General features: G+C 62.6%; 14 protein-coding genes. 5 read left to right on the forward strand and 9 right to left on the reverse strand.

Annotated features, from left to right (window positions below):
• Positions 1–286: 286 nt before the first annotated feature.
• From BLT00_RS10205 to BLT00_RS10215, 3 genes are read left to right on the forward strand one after another with little or no spacing between them, the layout of a single operon-like run.
• Positions 287–1,393 (forward strand): GGDEF domain-containing protein, encoded by a 1,107-nt coding sequence (locus tag BLT00_RS10205; protein WP_063325235.1) that lies wholly within the window; start codon positions 287–289, stop codon positions 1,391–1,393.
• Positions 1,386–2,321 (forward strand): iron-sulfur-binding ferredoxin reductase, encoded by a 936-nt coding sequence (locus BLT00_RS10210; protein WP_092145071.1) that lies wholly within the window; start codon positions 1,386–1,388, stop codon positions 2,319–2,321. The genes BLT00_RS10205 and BLT00_RS10210 overlap by 8 nt, the downstream gene beginning before the upstream one ends.
• A 28-nt stretch (positions 2,322–2,349) precedes the next feature.
• Complete coding sequence (locus BLT00_RS10215; RefSeq protein WP_092145073.1) at positions 2,350–3,099, forward strand: enoyl-CoA hydratase-related protein; 750 nt, start codon at positions 2,350–2,352, stop codon at positions 3,097–3,099.
• A gap of 101 nt (positions 3,100–3,200) precedes the next feature.
• On the opposite strand, the gene pyk is transcribed toward BLT00_RS10215, so the two are convergent.
• Positions 3,201–4,652 (reverse strand): pyruvate kinase, encoded by a 1,452-nt coding sequence (gene pyk / locus BLT00_RS10220; protein WP_063324585.1) that lies wholly within the window; start codon positions 4,650–4,652, stop codon positions 3,201–3,203.
• A 365-nt stretch (positions 4,653–5,017) separates the two neighbouring features.
• Between pyk and BLT00_RS10225 the strand changes: the two genes are divergently transcribed.
• Positions 5,018–5,392: a tetratricopeptide repeat protein gene (locus BLT00_RS10225; protein WP_053124682.1), complete on the forward strand. Its 375-nt coding sequence runs from the start codon at positions 5,018–5,020 to the stop codon at positions 5,390–5,392.
• A gap of 291 nt (positions 5,393–5,683) precedes the next feature.
• Positions 5,684–6,043: a PilZ domain-containing protein gene (locus BLT00_RS10230; RefSeq protein ID WP_092145075.1), complete on the forward strand. Its 360-nt coding sequence runs from the start codon at positions 5,684–5,686 to the stop codon at positions 6,041–6,043.
• A 77-nt stretch (positions 6,044–6,120) separates the two neighbouring features.
• Here BLT00_RS10230 and BLT00_RS10235 read toward each other — a convergent pair whose 3' ends face one another.
• The 8 genes from BLT00_RS10235 to BLT00_RS10270 all read right to left on the reverse strand — a co-directional run bounded on the left by BLT00_RS10235 (position 6,121) and on the right by BLT00_RS10270 (position 15,223).
• Positions 6,121–6,489 carry a DUF6124 family protein gene (locus BLT00_RS10235; RefSeq protein WP_092145077.1) on the reverse strand — a complete coding sequence of 123 codons (369 nt, stop codon included), beginning with the start codon at positions 6,487–6,489 and terminating at the stop codon, positions 6,121–6,123.
• A gap of 342 nt (positions 6,490–6,831) precedes the next feature.
• Complete coding sequence (locus BLT00_RS10240) at positions 6,832–8,163, reverse strand: DUF58 domain-containing protein (RefSeq protein ID WP_092145079.1); 1,332 nt, start codon at positions 8,161–8,163, stop codon at positions 6,832–6,834.
• A 199-nt stretch (positions 8,164–8,362) separates the two neighbouring features.
• Complete coding sequence (locus BLT00_RS10245) at positions 8,363–9,370, reverse strand: AAA family ATPase (RefSeq protein WP_072345504.1); 1,008 nt, start codon at positions 9,368–9,370, stop codon at positions 8,363–8,365.
• A 119-nt stretch (positions 9,371–9,489) separates the two neighbouring features.
• A complete protein-coding gene (locus BLT00_RS10250; RefSeq protein ID WP_092145081.1) occupies positions 9,490–10,677 on the reverse strand; it encodes a Fic family protein in 1,188 nt (395 codons plus the stop codon).
• 158 nt (positions 10,678–10,835) lie between these two features.
• Entirely contained in the window at positions 10,836–11,999 is a 1,164-nt protein-coding gene (locus BLT00_RS10255; RefSeq protein ID WP_092145083.1) for a DUF4350 domain-containing protein, read from the reverse strand.
• The gene (locus BLT00_RS10260) at positions 11,996–13,540 is read right to left on the reverse strand and encodes a DUF4129 domain-containing protein (RefSeq protein ID WP_092145085.1); all 1,545 of its coding nucleotides are present in this window, start codon (positions 13,538–13,540) and stop codon (positions 11,996–11,998) included. The genes BLT00_RS10255 and BLT00_RS10260 overlap by 4 nt, the downstream gene beginning before the upstream one ends.
• Complete coding sequence (locus BLT00_RS10265; RefSeq protein WP_063324592.1) at positions 13,527–14,501, reverse strand: stage II sporulation protein M; 975 nt, start codon at positions 14,499–14,501, stop codon at positions 13,527–13,529. The genes BLT00_RS10260 and BLT00_RS10265 overlap by 14 nt, the downstream gene beginning before the upstream one ends.
• Positions 14,498–15,223 (reverse strand): RDD family protein, encoded by a 726-nt coding sequence (locus tag BLT00_RS10270; RefSeq protein ID WP_092145087.1) that lies wholly within the window; start codon positions 15,221–15,223, stop codon positions 14,498–14,500. Before BLT00_RS10270 ends, BLT00_RS10265 begins: the two co-directional genes overlap by 4 nt.
• Between the last annotated feature and the right edge of the window lie 72 nt (positions 15,224–15,295).

The following is a 15,295-nucleotide window of genomic DNA, read 5'->3' on the forward strand; positions in this document are numbered from 1 at the left end:
AGGGAAGTGAAACCTGTGGCGAGGGAGCTTGCTCCCGCTGGGCTGCGTAGCGGCCCCCTGGTTTGTCTGACACACCGCAAGGGGACGCTGCGCGTCCAGCGGGAGCAAGCTCCCTCGCCACGGGGACCAGGACGACCTACGGATGCGTCAATCTGGGCCATTGCTTTGACGCCATTTTTCTGCTCCAGAATTGAATGGTCATTTGTCCTACACGCCACTAAAGTGGCGTCTGGCCTGTAGCGTAGGACGCCTCCTGTCAGTTTCCTTTCCCATGGTGAGTCAACGATTGACCCATAACGCCATTCAACGTCTTTTGCTGAAACGCTTCGCTTTGGCGGCAGCGACGTACGCGCTGGCACTGGTTTTATTGTGGCTGGCATTTTTCAGTGGTCATTACCTCGATTCGTTGCGCGGTGTCATCATCGGCAGCGTGTTGGTCGTGCTGTGCCAGGCTGGGCTGTTCGCGCTGTTTATCACGGATCGTAACCTGCGCTTCGCCGACCCCAGCCTTACCGAAGCGCAGGTGTTGATCGGCCTGGGCTGGCAGACCTGGATGATGGCGCACCTGGACCAGGCTCGGGGCGTGTTCCTGGTGTTTTATGTATTGATCCTGCTGTTCGGGCTGTTTCATCTGTCGCGCCGGGCCTTCGTGCGCTGCGCGACGCTGGTGTTCATCAGCTTCGCCGCTATTACCCTTTGGGACGGTTACTTCTTCAGGCTTCCCGATCCCACCTTGGCCGGGTTGCAGGTGGCCGTGCTGTTTCTGGTGCTGGTGTGGCTGGTGTTTTACGCCCGCTACGTCCAGATATCACGTCAGCGCATGCGCCAGCGGCGGTTTGCCCTGCAGGCGCACCAGGACACCTTGCGCGGGATGATGCGCCAGCTCGAAGACCTGGTGGCCACCGACGAGCTGACCGGGCTGTTCAATCGCCGCCACTTCCTGCGCCTCGCTTCGCGCGAACTCAACACCCTCAGGCCCGGCATCGCCCATGGCCTGGCCCTGATCGACCTCGACCATTTCAAGCGCATCAACGACCTGCACGGCCACGCCGCCGGCGATCAGGTGCTGCAGGCATTTGCCGCGGTCGCCACAGCGTGCCTGCGCGAGGGCGATGTATTGGCCCGTTATGGTGGCGAGGAGTTCGTCATGCTGCTGCCTGCCTGCGACCCCCAGCGCCTGACGGCCTGCTGTGAAAGGCTGCGGCTGGCATTCACAGAAGTCGAGCTGATCGGTCTGCAGGTCGGCGCCCTCAGCTTGTCGGCGGGCATGACGATGCTGGGAATGGGCGATGACCTGGACAACGCGTTGCAGCGTGCCGACCAGGCCCTGTACCGTGCCAAGCGAGACGGCCGCAATCGGTGCGCTGCCGCCTGGGAGAACGTCGATGCCTGAACTGACAGTCGCCGGTCGGCAATGGACGGTGGCGGTGGGCAGTAACCTGCTGGACGCCTTGAACGGTGCAGGCGTGGCGGTGCCCTACAGTTGCCGCGCCGGCAGTTGCCACGCCTGCCTGGTGCAGTGTGTGGGCGGTGATGTGCGCGACAGCCGCCCCGACGCCCTGAGCCCGACGCAGCGCGACCAGGGCTGGCGGCTGGCCTGCCAATGCCAGGTGGTCGAGGATGTGCAGATCCACACCTTCGACCCGCAACGTGACGGCCAGGCCGCTCAGGTGGCGGCGGTGGATTGGCTTGGTGGCGATGTGCTGCGCTTGCGCATCACCCCCAAGCGGTCGCTGCGTTATCAGGCCGGGCAGCATCTGGTGCTGTGGGCCGGCGACGTGGCCCGGCCGTATTCCCTGGCGAGCCTGCCCGAGGAAGACCGTTTCCTGGAATTCCACCTCGATTGCCGCGAGCCCGGTCAATTCATTGATGCGGCCCGGCGGATGAAGGCCGGTGATCCGATCCGCCTGGGCGAGTTGCGCGGCGGTGCCCTGCATTACGACCCCGACTGGCACGCCCGGCCGCTGTGGCTGCTCGCCGCCGGCACTGGCCTGGCGCCGCTGTTCGGCTTGCTGCGCGAAGCCTTGCGTCAGGATCACCAAGGCGCGATTCGCCTTATTCACGTGGCCCATGATGCGGCCGGGCATTACCTGGCCAAACCCCTGGCGGCGCTGGCGGCCAAGCACCCAAACCTCACCGTGGAACTGTTGACCGCGGCCGAGGCGCCGTCCGCCTTGGCGCAACTGCGGCTTGTTTCACGGCAAACCCAGGCCTTACTCTGCGGCCATCCCGACCGGGTCGAGGCCTTTGCCAAACGCTTGTACCTGGCCGGCTTGCCGCGCAACCAACTGCTGGCCGACGTCTTCCTGCCCCGTGGTTGAGCGCTGATTTCCAGACGCGAGACCGACCATGACCCCAACCCTGTTGCTCGACCGAGAACGCGGCCTGCTGACGGTGCGCTTGAACCGTGCGGAAAAGAAAAACGCCCTGACCCGGGCCATGTACAGTCAGCTGGCCCAAGCCCTGGCGATGGCCGATACTGACCCGCAGATTCGCGCAGTGCTGCTCACCGGCTCCAGCGACTGCTTCACCGCCGGCAACGACATCGTCGACTTCCTCGAGCAACCACCGAACGACCTCGATAACCCGGTGTTCCAGTTCATGCTCAGCCTGCTCGATTGCCGCAAACCGGTGATCGCCGCCGTGGCCGGGCCGGCGGTGGGCATCGGCACCACGTTGCTGTTGCATTGCGACCTGGTCTACGTCAGCCGGGACGCGCGGCTGCGCATGCCGTTCGTCAACTTGGGGCTATGCCCGGAATTCGGCTCCAGCCTCATCCTGCCACGGTTGCTGGGCCAGGCCAGGGCCGCGCAATTGTTGCTGTTGGGCGAGGGCTTCAGTGGCGAACAAGCGGTCGCCTGGGGCATTGCCACCGAGGCAATGGACAGTGGCGAGGCGGCATTGGCCAAGGCGCGGGAGGTGGCGTTGCGCTTCGAATCGTTGCCGGCTGAAGCGGTGAGTATCAGCAAGCAACTGATGAAAGCGCCGGACCGGGAACTGTTGCGCAAGGTGATTGAAGCAGAGGGCAAGCTGTTCACCCAGCGGCTGCGTTCGCCCGAGGCGGTTGCGGCGTTGTCGGGGTTTATCAACAGGCAATAAGTTCTGCAGGGGCCAGTTCAGGCACTACATTCCCCAAGGGCAAAAACCAAAAAGCCCCGCCATTCACATGGCAGGGCTTTTGTTTTTCAGCGCTCGGTCACTCAGACCATCGGGTCGCCAACATGCAGGATTTTCATCCCGTTGGTGCCGCCGATGGTGTGGTAGCTGTCGCCTTTGGTCAGGATGACCCAGTCACCGGTCTGCACCACGCCGCGCTTGACCAGTTCATCCACCGCCGCCTGGCTGACTTCGCCCGGTTGCAGGGCGGCCGGGTCGAACGGCACGGTGTAGACGCCACGGAACATGGCGGCGCGAGCCTGGGTTTCGCGGTGCGGGGAGAATGCGTAGATCGGCACCGAGGAACGGATGCGCGACATGATCAACGGTGTGTAGCCACTTTCGGTCAGGGCGATGATCGCCTTCACGCCCGGGAAATGGTTGGCGGTGTACATCGTCGCCAGGGCGATGCTCTCGTCGCAGCGCTCGAAGGTCTTGCCGATGCGGTGGCTGGAGGTCTTGCTGGTCGGGTGCTTTTCAGCGCCGATGCAAATACGCGCCATGGCTTGCACCGCTTCGAGCGGGTAGAGGCCCGCGGCGCTTTCGGCCGAGAGCATCACGGCGTCGGTGTAGTCCAGTACGGCGTTGGCTACGTCGGACACTTCGGCGCGGGTCGGCATCGGGTTCTGGATCATCGACTCCATCATCTGGGTCGCGACGATCACCGCTTTGTTGTGGCGGCGTGCGTGCAGGATGATCTTCTTCTGGATACCCACCAGCTCAGCGTCGCCGATTTCCACGCCCAGGTCGCCACGGGCCACCATCACGGCGTCGGAGGCCTTGATCAGGCCGTCGAGGGTTTCGTCGTCGGCGACGGCTTCGGCGCGCTCGATCTTGGCCACCAGCCAGGCAGTACCGCCGGCTTCGTCGCGCAGTTGACGGGCGTATTCCATGTCGGCGGCGTCACGTGGGAAGGACACGGCCAGGTAATCGACTTCCATCTCTGCGGCCAGCTTGATGTCGGCCTTGTCTTTTTCGGTCAGGGCCGGTGCGGTCAGGCCACCACCGCGACGGTTGATGCCTTTGTGGTCCGACAGCGGGCCGCCGATGGTCACGACGCAGTTCAGTTCGGTGGCAGTGGCGGTCTCGACGCGCATCACCACGCGACCGTCGTCGAGCAGCAACTCGTCGCCCACGCCGCAGTCCTTGACCAGGTCCGGGTAGTCGATACCCACCACCTGTTGGTTGCCTTCGGTCAGCGGATGGCTGGTGGAGAAGGTGAAGGTGTCACCAATCTTCAGCTCGATGCGCTTGTTGGCGAATTTGGCGATGCGGATCTTCGGGCCTTGCAGGTCGCCCAGCAGGGCAACGAAACGGCCGTGCTTGGCGGCGAGGTCGCGCACCAGCTTGGCACGTGCCTTGTGTTCTTCGGGGGTACCGTGGGAAAAGTTCAGGCGGGCGACGTCCAGGCCAGCCAGAATCAGCTGTTCGAGAACTTCCGGCGAATTACTGGCCGGGCCAAGGGTAGCGACGATTTTGGTGCGACGGACGGACATGCAAGACTCCTCAAGTTCAAGCGCCAGCGAAGGCTACTATGCTCTTTGGGTGTAGTCATTGTTCATATGCACTACTTTTTCGTTTGTTTTTCGAAATGAACATTCCTGAAAATTTTCACACCTCGTTAAAGCCTGCCACAGGCTCTTGTGGCGAGGGAGCTTGCTCCCGCTGGGTTGCGAAGCGACCCCAAACAAGTTGAACCCGGGCTGCCTGATACACCGAGGGGCCAGGTTTCAGGGCTGCTGCGCAGCCCAGCGGGAGCAAGCTCCCTCGCCACGGGGTGTGTGCCAGCCATGGCAAGCGTTTTCAGGCTGAAGATTTTCCCAGCCAGGTCGATACAGAGCTCAAGACAGGAGAACCTCCCATGCGATTCGTGCTTTTTGTTGCCCTGGCCCTGAGCGTCACGGGCTGCACCCGTTGGTCGATGAACCATCACATGAACCTGGCCTACAAGGCCTATGACCGCGGCAATTGCGAGCAGGTCATGCTCGAACTGTCCCAGGTCGACCGCGCCAGTCGCGCCCGTCGCTACATGCAGCCGGAAGTCTCGATGCTGCGCGGACAGTGCCTGGAGCGGCAGAAGCTGTTTGTCGATGCGGCGCAGACCTACCAGTTCATCATCACGCAATACCCTAACAGTGAATACGCCTTCCGCGCCCGCGCCCGGCTCGAGACCTTGCAGAGCTTGGGCCATTACCCGACCCGCAGCGCGTCGGCGATCCGCCCGACGGCGTCCTGACAGGCTCATCAAGCCATGGGCCGGGGGCGATCCCTGGCCACAAGCCCCCCGGGTATTTTTGTTTATGAAAGGTGTGCGCACGGACTGGCTGCCACACGACCATGAGCTATATTTGTACAAATCGTCATTAGAGCTAAATCTCTAACTTCAAGCGGCACCTGTGACCGGCAGCACTAGGCTTGAACGCTTGCGAGCGTCTGGCACCGGGATCGGGGAGAGCGAGCTGGCGTGTGCTCGTTCCGAAGTATTAGGTTGCCCCGATTCGGGGTCGTTCAAAAAGCGATACAGGACATGTACAGAAAACGGCGCATCGAACGGCAGCAGCTGCCGTATTTCCTGAGAGTGTTTAATGGCGTCAACGGCAAGCCCATCGGTTTTTTGGGCAACGTTTCTGCAGATGGCCTGATGCTGATCAGCCATTTACCGTTGATGGTCGGTGCGGACTTTGACTTGCACCTGAAAATCCCTTCCGATGAGGGACCGCAGCAGAACATTGTGCTCAGGGCCAATTGCCTGTGGTGCCGCGAAGACGTGACGCCGCAGCATTTCGACGCCGGTTTCAGCCTGCAATGGGCGCCGCCGGAGTACGGGCAACTGATCAGCGCATTGCAGCAATATTTCAGTTTTTATCCGTTGCCGGAATCGGCCTGAGCCCCGGTCACTTTTGTTGGCGCAACACTTTGTGGGAGCGAGCAAGCTCGCTCCCACAGGTTTCTCATACACCTCTTCTAGCGCTGAACCTTCGCTTCGTTATCCAGCATCTTCTCCAGCAACAACACCCCCATCTCGCCCATCTGGTGAATTGCCAGGGCCAGATTGCGCGGGGCGCCTTCCAGGTCTTCCGATAAATCCAGGATCAGTGTGCTCACCGAGCAGAAGGTTTCGTAGGTGTGCGCGAGCATGCCTTCGGGGTCGGCGTCAGGGGCGACGATGAAGTAATCCGGTTGTTTGGCAGGCTTCTTGTCGGGTTGGCCGTGGTTGGGCTTGAGGTAGTAGTCCAGGGCTCTTTGGGCGGCTTCGTCGAGCTTTCCGGGATCGAGGGTTTCGTGGGGGGAGAGCGGGTCGGGATGGGGTGGATTGGGGGTTGGTTTGATCATGGTGATTTCCCTTAAATGATGCCTTGACCACTTCGCGACTAAACGAAGGGTGGCGGCTGTACGCAGGTTAGTCGACCGGGGAAGTGTCACCAAAAACCGGCGCGCCGAAGCGCCCTGCGCACAGCCACCATCAAGAGCAGGGATAGGGAGACCTGACTGATGGAAACGCAATGCATCTTGGTAACACACCCCGGGCGACTAAACCCGATCGCTGGATATCAGCGACGCGAATCAAGTTACGGGGCAAGGCCAAGGCACACAAGCCGGCGGATTCTGGCGGATCTGTAGTCCGTTGCGCAAGGCGCTGTAGTCAGCTGGAGCTTTGCTGGCTCGCTGTAGGACCTATGCGGTCCCCGCCTTTTTCCATGCAAGATATTGCGTCACCAATTGCGCCCCCAACTCACTGGGGCGCGCATCCAGGGTCGGGATGCCATGGGCGCTCAGTTGCTGATGCAGTTCGGCCCGGGCATTCAAGTAGTCCACCGTTCCGCAATAGGCCAAGGCTTCAGGCAAGGTTTGCACCGGCGCCTGGCGCAACCGGTCGAGGGCTTCTTCCCGCAGGCTGGCCACCAGTACTCGATGCTGTTGGCCCAACCGTTTCACGGCCGCGAGCAGATCGGCGTCGTCCTCATCCCGCAAGTTGGTCACCAGCACCACCAGGGCCCGGCGTTTTTGCCGAGCCAGCAACTGGGTCACGGCTGCTTGGTAATCAGCGGGGCGCTGGCTGCTGTCGAGGTCGTACACGGTGTTGAGCAAGACGTTGAGCTGGCCCGGGCCTTTGACCGGGGCGAGGTAGCGGGGCTGATCACTGGCGAACGTGTTCAGGCCCACGGCATCGCCCTGGCGCAGCGCGGTGTAGCTGAGCAGCAGGCAGGCGTTGAGGGCGTGGTCGAAGTGCGACAGCTCGCCGTCCTGGCTGCGCATGCGCCGGCCGCAGTCGAGCATGAAGATGATCTGTTGGTCGCGCTCGTCTTCGTATTCCCGGGCAATCGGCGTGCGATGGCGGGCCGTAGCCTTCCAGTCGATCTGGCGCAGGCTGTCGCCCTCGCGAAATTCGCGCAGTTGATGAAATTCCTGGCCCTGGCCGCGCCGTTGCCGCTGACGGATGCCGAGTTGGCTGAGCCAGTTGTCCACCGCCAGCAGTTGACCGTCGTAGAGCCTGGCGAAATCCGGGTAGACCCGGGTCTCATCGAGCGCATCCAGCAGACGCTTGTCGGTCCACAGGCCCAATGGGCTCGGCAGGTTGATTTCGCAATGTTCGAAGGCGAAGTGCCCGCGCTCGAGCGGGCGCAGGCGGTAGCCGACCTGGCTGCGTTGGCCGGGTTGCAGCTCGACGGACAGGGGCAGGTTTTCGAAGTCCAGGCCATCTGGGACGTGATCGAAGACCTGCGCCTCCAGCGGTTGGGCAAAGTCATGGCTGATGTCCAAGCGGATTTCACCCCAGCGACCCAGGGCCAGGCTGCCGGGCATCTGCCGTTGTACCCGCGGCGAGGGCAGGCGCCTGACGCGCACCGCGTCGAGCAGCGCCAGCGCCAGCAAGGCCAGCAGCAAACCCCAGTTGATCGACAGCAGTGTCGCTGGCAGCGCCACGCCCAGTGCCCGCAGCGCGCCCAGCACAATGCCGAGGGCCAGCAGAAGCGCGAGCCAGATCAAGAGCAGGCGCGAGGGTTTCATGGGTGCATTCCCTCGCAGGGGGCGCTTGCCTTGGCAAAGGAATTTGCGGCTGTGAGGTTCCCCGTGGCGAGGGAGCTTGCTCCCGCTGGACGCGTAGCGTCCCCTTGCGGTGTGCCAGGCAAAGCCAGGGGGCTGCTTCGCAGCCCAGCGGGAGCAAGCTCCCTCGCCACAATGAGTCTCTCCATCATGAAATGCGTATTCACAAGCGCGGCGCCGGCACTTGATCGAGCAACTGCCCCAGCACCTGATCCACCGACAGCCCTTCGATGTCCAGCTCCGGCGCCAGCCGCACGCGATGGCGCAGCACCGCCAGGGCGCAACCCTTAATGTCGTCCGGCACGACGAACTCGCCGCCGCGCAACAACGCCCGGGCCCGGGCACACCGCACCAGGGCAATCGACGCGCGCGGTCCGGCGCCGAGGGTCAGGCCCGGCCAACTGCGGGTGGTGCGGGCCAGGCGTACGGCGTAGTCGAGCACCTGGTCGTCCATCGGCAGGTCGCTGGCAATGCGTTGCAGCGCTTGCACGTCCTTGGCCTGCAACACCACGCGCAGCGGTTGCACGTCGAGCATGTCGGCGCGGGTCGAGCGGCTGACCTGGCGCACCATGTCCAGCTCCTGGTCGGCGTCCGGATAGTCCATGCGCACCTTGAGCATGAAGCGGTCGAGCTCGGCTTCGGGCAACGGGTAGGTGCCTTCCTGTTCGATGGGGTTCTGGGTGGCGAGGACCATGAACGGCTGGCTGATGGGCAGGGCGCGGCCTTCGAGGGTGACCTGGCGTTCCTGCATGGCTTCGAGCAGCGCGGCCTGGGTCTTGGCCGGTGCGCGGTTGATCTCGTCGGCCAGCAGCAGGTTGGTGAACACCGGGCCCTTGCGCAGCTTGAACTGCTCGGTCTGCAAGTCGTACACCGCGTGCCCGGTGACGTCGCTGGGCATCAGGTCGGGGGTGAACTGGATGCGCGCGAACTCGCCGTTGAAACAGCGGGCCAAGGCCCGCACCAGCAAGGTCTTGCCCAGCCCGGGAACGCCTTCGAGCAGCACGTGCCCGCCGGCGATCAGCGCGGTGAGCACATCGTCGATCACCGCGCTCTGGCCGACCACCGCTTTGCGCAGCTCGGTGCGGATGGCCTGGGCCAACTGACTGGCGCGCTGACGCTGTTGGGCGGCGTGGGCCTGGCCGTCGACAGGTTCGTTCTGTTCAGTCGTCAATTCTGGAGTTCTCCTAACGGTTAAATCCTATTCCTATTAGATAAATCATCTAGTTACATGATCTAACCATTTCATGCTTTGCCATGACTGGGCGGTGACATCTGAGCCGCCGACATAACCTAGCCCATTTGGAAGTGCAGGTTTGGAAAGATCAACCCAGCGAAGCGTGCGGGCAAACCCGCCTCCACCGTGCGGGATCTGGGGGTCCTGCTGACCACAATCCCCGCGTCGATCAAGCGGCTCAGTTCCTCCGTGGCAAGCCGATCCTTCAAACCTGTGAACACCTTGAACTCTGCACGCGGCATCGCCCCTTGGGTGAGCAGCGCCAGCACGGCAGCTGCACTGGTATGCCTGATGCCGGCACGGCGAAGCTCAGGATCCGTTGAGAACACATGAACAACCTGCTCGCGCAGCTTGGCTGGGTTTAGCGAGGTCGTCATGTACTCAATCTGGTCGTGGCAGACATCGAGCATGAACTCGATGAAGTTGAAATAGTGACGCTGTGAGAGTTGGCCGCGCCCGTCATAGTCTCCTTCACGAGGACGATCAGCCAAAGCCAGGAAGCGATAGTACTCATCTTGCCTGCGAGCCAGGCCGCGGGACAGTGACCAGAGGAAAGGTTTTAGCCCGAGGTGAACCAGTTGCAGGTGGGTGAGCATCCGAATCACTCGACCATTGCCATCGAGGAAGGGGTGCACAAGCGCCACTCGGTGATGGCCTGCCAGGGCCGCGATCAGTTGGCGTCGCGGATCCTTTATTCGTCCGTAGTGCAACTGCAGATGCTCAAGCATGGGCAATACAACTGCAGCCGCTGGAGCGATATGCGCGCCGACCTGGACCTGTTCATCCTCTTCGACCCGCAGCCTGCCCGGTTCCATCATGCGCCCATCGCTCAGGGTCAGTTCCTGCGTGGAAGCATCTTTGAACAGTCGACGATGGATGGCCGCGATCAACCTGGGATCGAACATGGCAGAGAAATTATCCGCTGGCCGCATGCGAAGCAGCCGCTCCATCACCTCCTGCTGCGTCATGTGTTGTACGGCCAGCTCTTTGAGCTCTTTTCTTTCCCGTTTTGGTGTCGTGCGAGCAATCTGGAGGTCGGCGATCTCGGTTCGATGCCCTTCGATCAGGTTCGAGTAATAGGTATTGGTGATGCGCAACAGGCCCGCCAGTTGCTTCGATGTCTCATCGGCAAGTCGTCCGGCCAGAAATTCTGCCTTGCGGGGCAACTGATCCGCGGACTGAATGATCGAGTCGGGCAGATTTTCTGGCAGTACTGGGTCAAGGTACGTTTTCGAGGTGATCATCGTTTGATTCCGGCGCCCTTAAACGGCTACTTACTCGGTGATTCCTGCGGAAATTTATGCGGAAAACAAAATCGGCTACAGCGCCGGTTATTACTAGGCTTGGTAACGCCGTACGATAGATGAATTCGAGTGTTCTTGCGGATTTATCTGCGGAAAACTCATAAGGCATTCCTAAGGGTTTGCAAATGGGCGACCTGGCGGCAGAACTCTGCGCGGGACATGCGCTGTTTCGGCCGGGGGCTCAAGGCCTGGCTGATGGCTCGCGTGGGCTGGCGGGTCAGGCGGGCGAGTACCTGCCATTGTTCGGCGACGGCCAGTTGTTCGAAGCCTGGGTGAAGATGACGTGCCCGGCGCAGTACGTCTTGTTGCAAGGCATGCAACAGGTACGCCTGGCCGTTGTGGCGCAGGTGGAAACCGGCGCCGGCCTGCACATGCTCTTCCAACTGACGCCGCGCCTTGGGCGCCGGTTGTTGCAGTGGGCCATGGCGTACCGCCGAGCGCCAGAGCCATAGCGCAACCAGAGCCAGCAGGGCCACCAGTGCCTGGGGGAAATAGCGCAGCAGCAAGGTCAGCAGGTCGTCGTGGTCGGTGTTGAACAGCAGGGTGACGTCCGTGTCGGCGCTCAAATACCAGAGCAGCCAGGCGTTGTCGTATTGGTCGATGGCGTCGTTCTTCCACAGCTCGGCGTCGGTGATCACGGTGATCGAGCCCAGGCCGAGGTTCAACTGCATCATGTGGGTCGACAGCGCGCTGTTGGCCCAGGCCTGGGCCAGGTTATGCGGGTCTTCGAGGTGGAAATCGGTGTCGAAGCCGATATACGCCGGCGCCTCTTCATCTTCCAGGTAGAGCTTGGTCAGTTCCGGGTAACGGTCCTTGATCAGTTCGGGCGCGGGCTCCTTGAGGTCTTCGCTCAGGAGTTGACGCAGGCGCACGCGATCAAGCAGCAGGTCGCCGCTGCTGCCGGTGTTGTTGTCCCACAAGGCTTCGGCCACAAAGACCAGGCGTCCGCCGGCCCGGGTCCAGTTCATCAACTGTTCGACTTCCCGTGGCGTCATGTGGGTTCGCTCGCCCAGCAACAGCAGGCTGTGCTGGCGAGGTTCCAGGCTGGGCAGCACCTCCAGGCTGTTGGCGTGCTCGACGTTGATCCCCCGTTGGCGCAGGAAAAGTTCGGCGGCCAGGTAAGGATTGGCCTGGGCTTCAGGGGAGGGGCCGTGCTCGACGACCTCTTCATAGGGTTCGGCCTTGGTGTAGAGGTAGAGGCCGAATGCGCACACCAGCGCGGCCAGCACGGCGCCGATCAGCCACCCTGCATGCCGGCTCATCGAGAGGCTCCCGGACCGAACAGCTCGCGCCAGCCGTCACACAATTCCTGTTGCAGGTGTGTCGGCGGTGGACGATGCCCATAGGCAATGTTCTGCCAATGCAGGGTCAGGTTTTTGCTGAAGCCCAGCAGGTTGTCCTGCTTGAGCTGTTCGACGCGTTCCAGCACCTGGCCTTCGGTGTCGGCCGGTTTCAAGGGGATCTTGAAGTCATGATGCAACCGGCTGAGCAGCGCCCGGTACAGCAGGCCCAGGGCTTCACGGGGTTGCGTGGCCCACAGTTGTTCGACGCGGGTGGCCACATCGGCGGGTAGGCTCTCTTCGCGAATATCCAGGCCGAACATGCGTGCCGGTGCGGCTCGTTCCACCGGCAGGCGCTGCGTCGGTCGGCGATTGGCCAGGGCCTTGAGTCTTTCACGGTAGCGCCAGGCCAACCAGGCGATCGCTGCCACCAGGCAGGCCCACAGCACCACCTGGATCAGTGCGGCGGCGATGTCGAAACGTTGGCTGCCGAGCCATTTGAACAGGTCCTTGAGCCAGCTCGGTTTGGCCTCGGTCTCGGTCTCGGGGGATTCGGCAGTTTCTTCGCCGAAACGATAACGGATGACGGTCTCGGGGTTCTTGAATGGCGGGGCGTCGAGGATTGCCTTGATACCCTCCCGGGAGGCTTCGCTGGTGAGGGGCTGGTTGAGCAGCCGCGGGCTATCGGGGGCGTCGCTGTCTTCGGCGGCAAACGCCGGGGGCGTCGGCGACAGCAGCATGAACGCCAGCAGCATCAACACCGGAGCCACGCCGCTCAGGCGCTGACGCAGGCGTCGGAACACCAGTTCGATGTCCCACGCTTCGAGGATGGTGCGCCGGTTCAGGTAGAGGCTGAAGCCGCAGGCCACATACACCGGCTCCCACAAGATCAGCAGCAGCGGGTAGAGGAAGTTGACCAGGTGTTCGAACCACAACCAGTCGTGCTCGGCCGCTGACACCAGCGTCTCCCAATCCCATTGCAGTTCGACTTGTTGTGGCACGAACAGGTAGAACAGGGCCATCAGGCCGAACCACAAGGCGGTTTCCAGGTGCACGCCGATGATGGTCAACCATTGCGCCGCGCCGCGGTTGCGTTGCATCAAAACCCGCAAGCGTTGCGTCCGCGCCTCACCGCTAAGCCCCTCCAGTTGCACCACCGGCATCAGGAAGCTGCGGCTCAGGCTCAGCCGGCGCCAGGTCAGGCTGGCCAGCAACTGCGGCTTGAGCAGCGCCGGCCACTGGCGCAACGCCTGGCGCAAGGTGGGGGTTTCACCAAACAGTGCCTTGGACAGAATGTACAGCGGCAGCCGGTCGAAGGCCGGCTTCAACCACCAGAACAGCATCACCACCAGCGACGGTGAATCCCACAGCAGCAGGGTCAGCAACAGATACACCGGCAACGTGATGATCGCCCAACTGGTCATCAGCAGGCGTCGATGCTGCTGGCTCATCAACACCCCCAGGTCCATGGCTTCCCAGGTGGAGCGTGGGCGGATGACGACGGTGGCGTCACTCAGGCGCATGGCGGACCCGTCCGGCAAGCGACAGATAGCTGATGACCAACAGCCACAACAAGGCGCCCACCGTGTATTTGGTGGCGGGCGTCACGGCGCTGGAAGACCAGTAGGCCTCGATGAACGCGGCAATGAGCAGGAACAGCATCACACCGCCGATCATCAGTACGCTTTTGCCCGCCGCGAGCCGCAAGGCCTCGCCTCGGCTCAGGCGTCCCGGCGCAATCAGAGCCCAGCCCAGTTGCAGGCCTGCGGCCCCGGCCAGGGCGATGGCAGTGAGTTCGAAGGCGCCGTGGCCAATCACGAACGACCAGAATGTTCCCCCGGAGCCGATCTGGGTCAGGTGCCCAGCCACCGCGCCAATGGTCAGGCCATTGAAAAACAGGAAGAACGCGCTCCCCAGGCCAAACATCAAGCCACTGGCAAAGGTCTGAAAGGCAATGCCGATGTTGTGCATGATGTAGTAACCGAACATGACCCAGTCCTCGCTGGCGGCGCGCTCGACCGAACGCCCCAGGTGCCCGGACGCGGGGTCATACATGCTGCGGATCTGGCTGATTTCGTCGGCGCCGAGCACGCTGTAGACCAGTTCCGGGAACAGATAGACCAGCAGCCCGATACCCACCAGGCTGCCCAGGAACATCAGGCTGGCGGCCAGCACGAATCGCCATTGTTCACGCACCAGTCGGGGAAAACCGGCCAGGATAAACGCCGAGAGACCGGTCGATGGCCGGCTGCGATCCCGGTACAGTTGCTGGTGACCGCGCAGCGCGAGTTGTTGCAGTGTGTCGACCAGCAAGCTGCTGTAGCCCCGGGCCTGGGCCAATGCCAGGTGGTGGCAAAGCCGTCGGTAGGTGGCGGGAAAGTCGCTGCTCTGGGGCACGCTGCGGCTGCGCTCCAGTTGGTCGAGTTGCCGGGCCAGGTGCTCCCATTCCCCTTGGTGACGGCTTTCGAACAGGCTTTGCTTCATGTTGGCCCCAGCAGGCCGCGGGCGACGCCATTGAGTTCGGCCGCGGCGTTTGGCACCTGGACGTTCAGTGGCGCGGCCAGGATGGCAGCCAGTTCGTTGACCCGCGCCTGGGACAGTTCGGCCTGGCGTTCGGCGAAGCCCAGCACGGCGCGTTGTTCATGCAGGCTGAGGGTGAAAGGTGTTCGTATCGGCGCTGCCATTGGCAATGCAGGGCGTTTGACCGGCTGTTCGCGATACACCACCAGCGTGCCGGCCGCGAGATCGCCCAAGCGCTTGAACGCCGGATGCTGCAGGCAACTGATGGCCCCGAAGGTGTAGCCGAAGGGCAGCATGTCGACGAAACGCAGCAGGTTGCGGATCAACGACGCCGACCAGCCGATGGGCCGGCCATCGTCCTGCACCACGCGCAGCCCCATGATCTGCTTGCCGGGAGAGCGCCCCTGGTTGAGCACCTCGAACAGCACCATGTACCACCAACTGACGACAAACAGCAGGATGGACCCAAGGCCGATCCCCAGCTCGCCGAAAAACGCCAGGACCAGAAAGAAAAGCCCCAGGACCAGCCCGCGTATGCCCAGGTCGATGGCGAAGGCGATTGCACGCGGCATCAGCCCCGCCGGGCGCAGCGGCAGGTCGATGCCTTCGGGCGTTTCAACCTGATAGCGCGTGTCCAGGGGCGCGGGCAGCGTCGCGTTCCTTTGCAGTGCTGGTGTCTCGAGCATGGGCAACCTGTGATGGGCCAGACCGAATGTTCAATCTCGGCCCAGATGCTAGCAGTCTTCGTGCGGGCAAAC

It is taken from the genome of Pseudomonas sp. NFACC51 (genome assembly GCF_900103575.1).
Classification (GTDB): Bacteria; Pseudomonadota; Gammaproteobacteria; order Pseudomonadales; family Pseudomonadaceae; genus Aquipseudomonas; species Aquipseudomonas fluorescens_Q.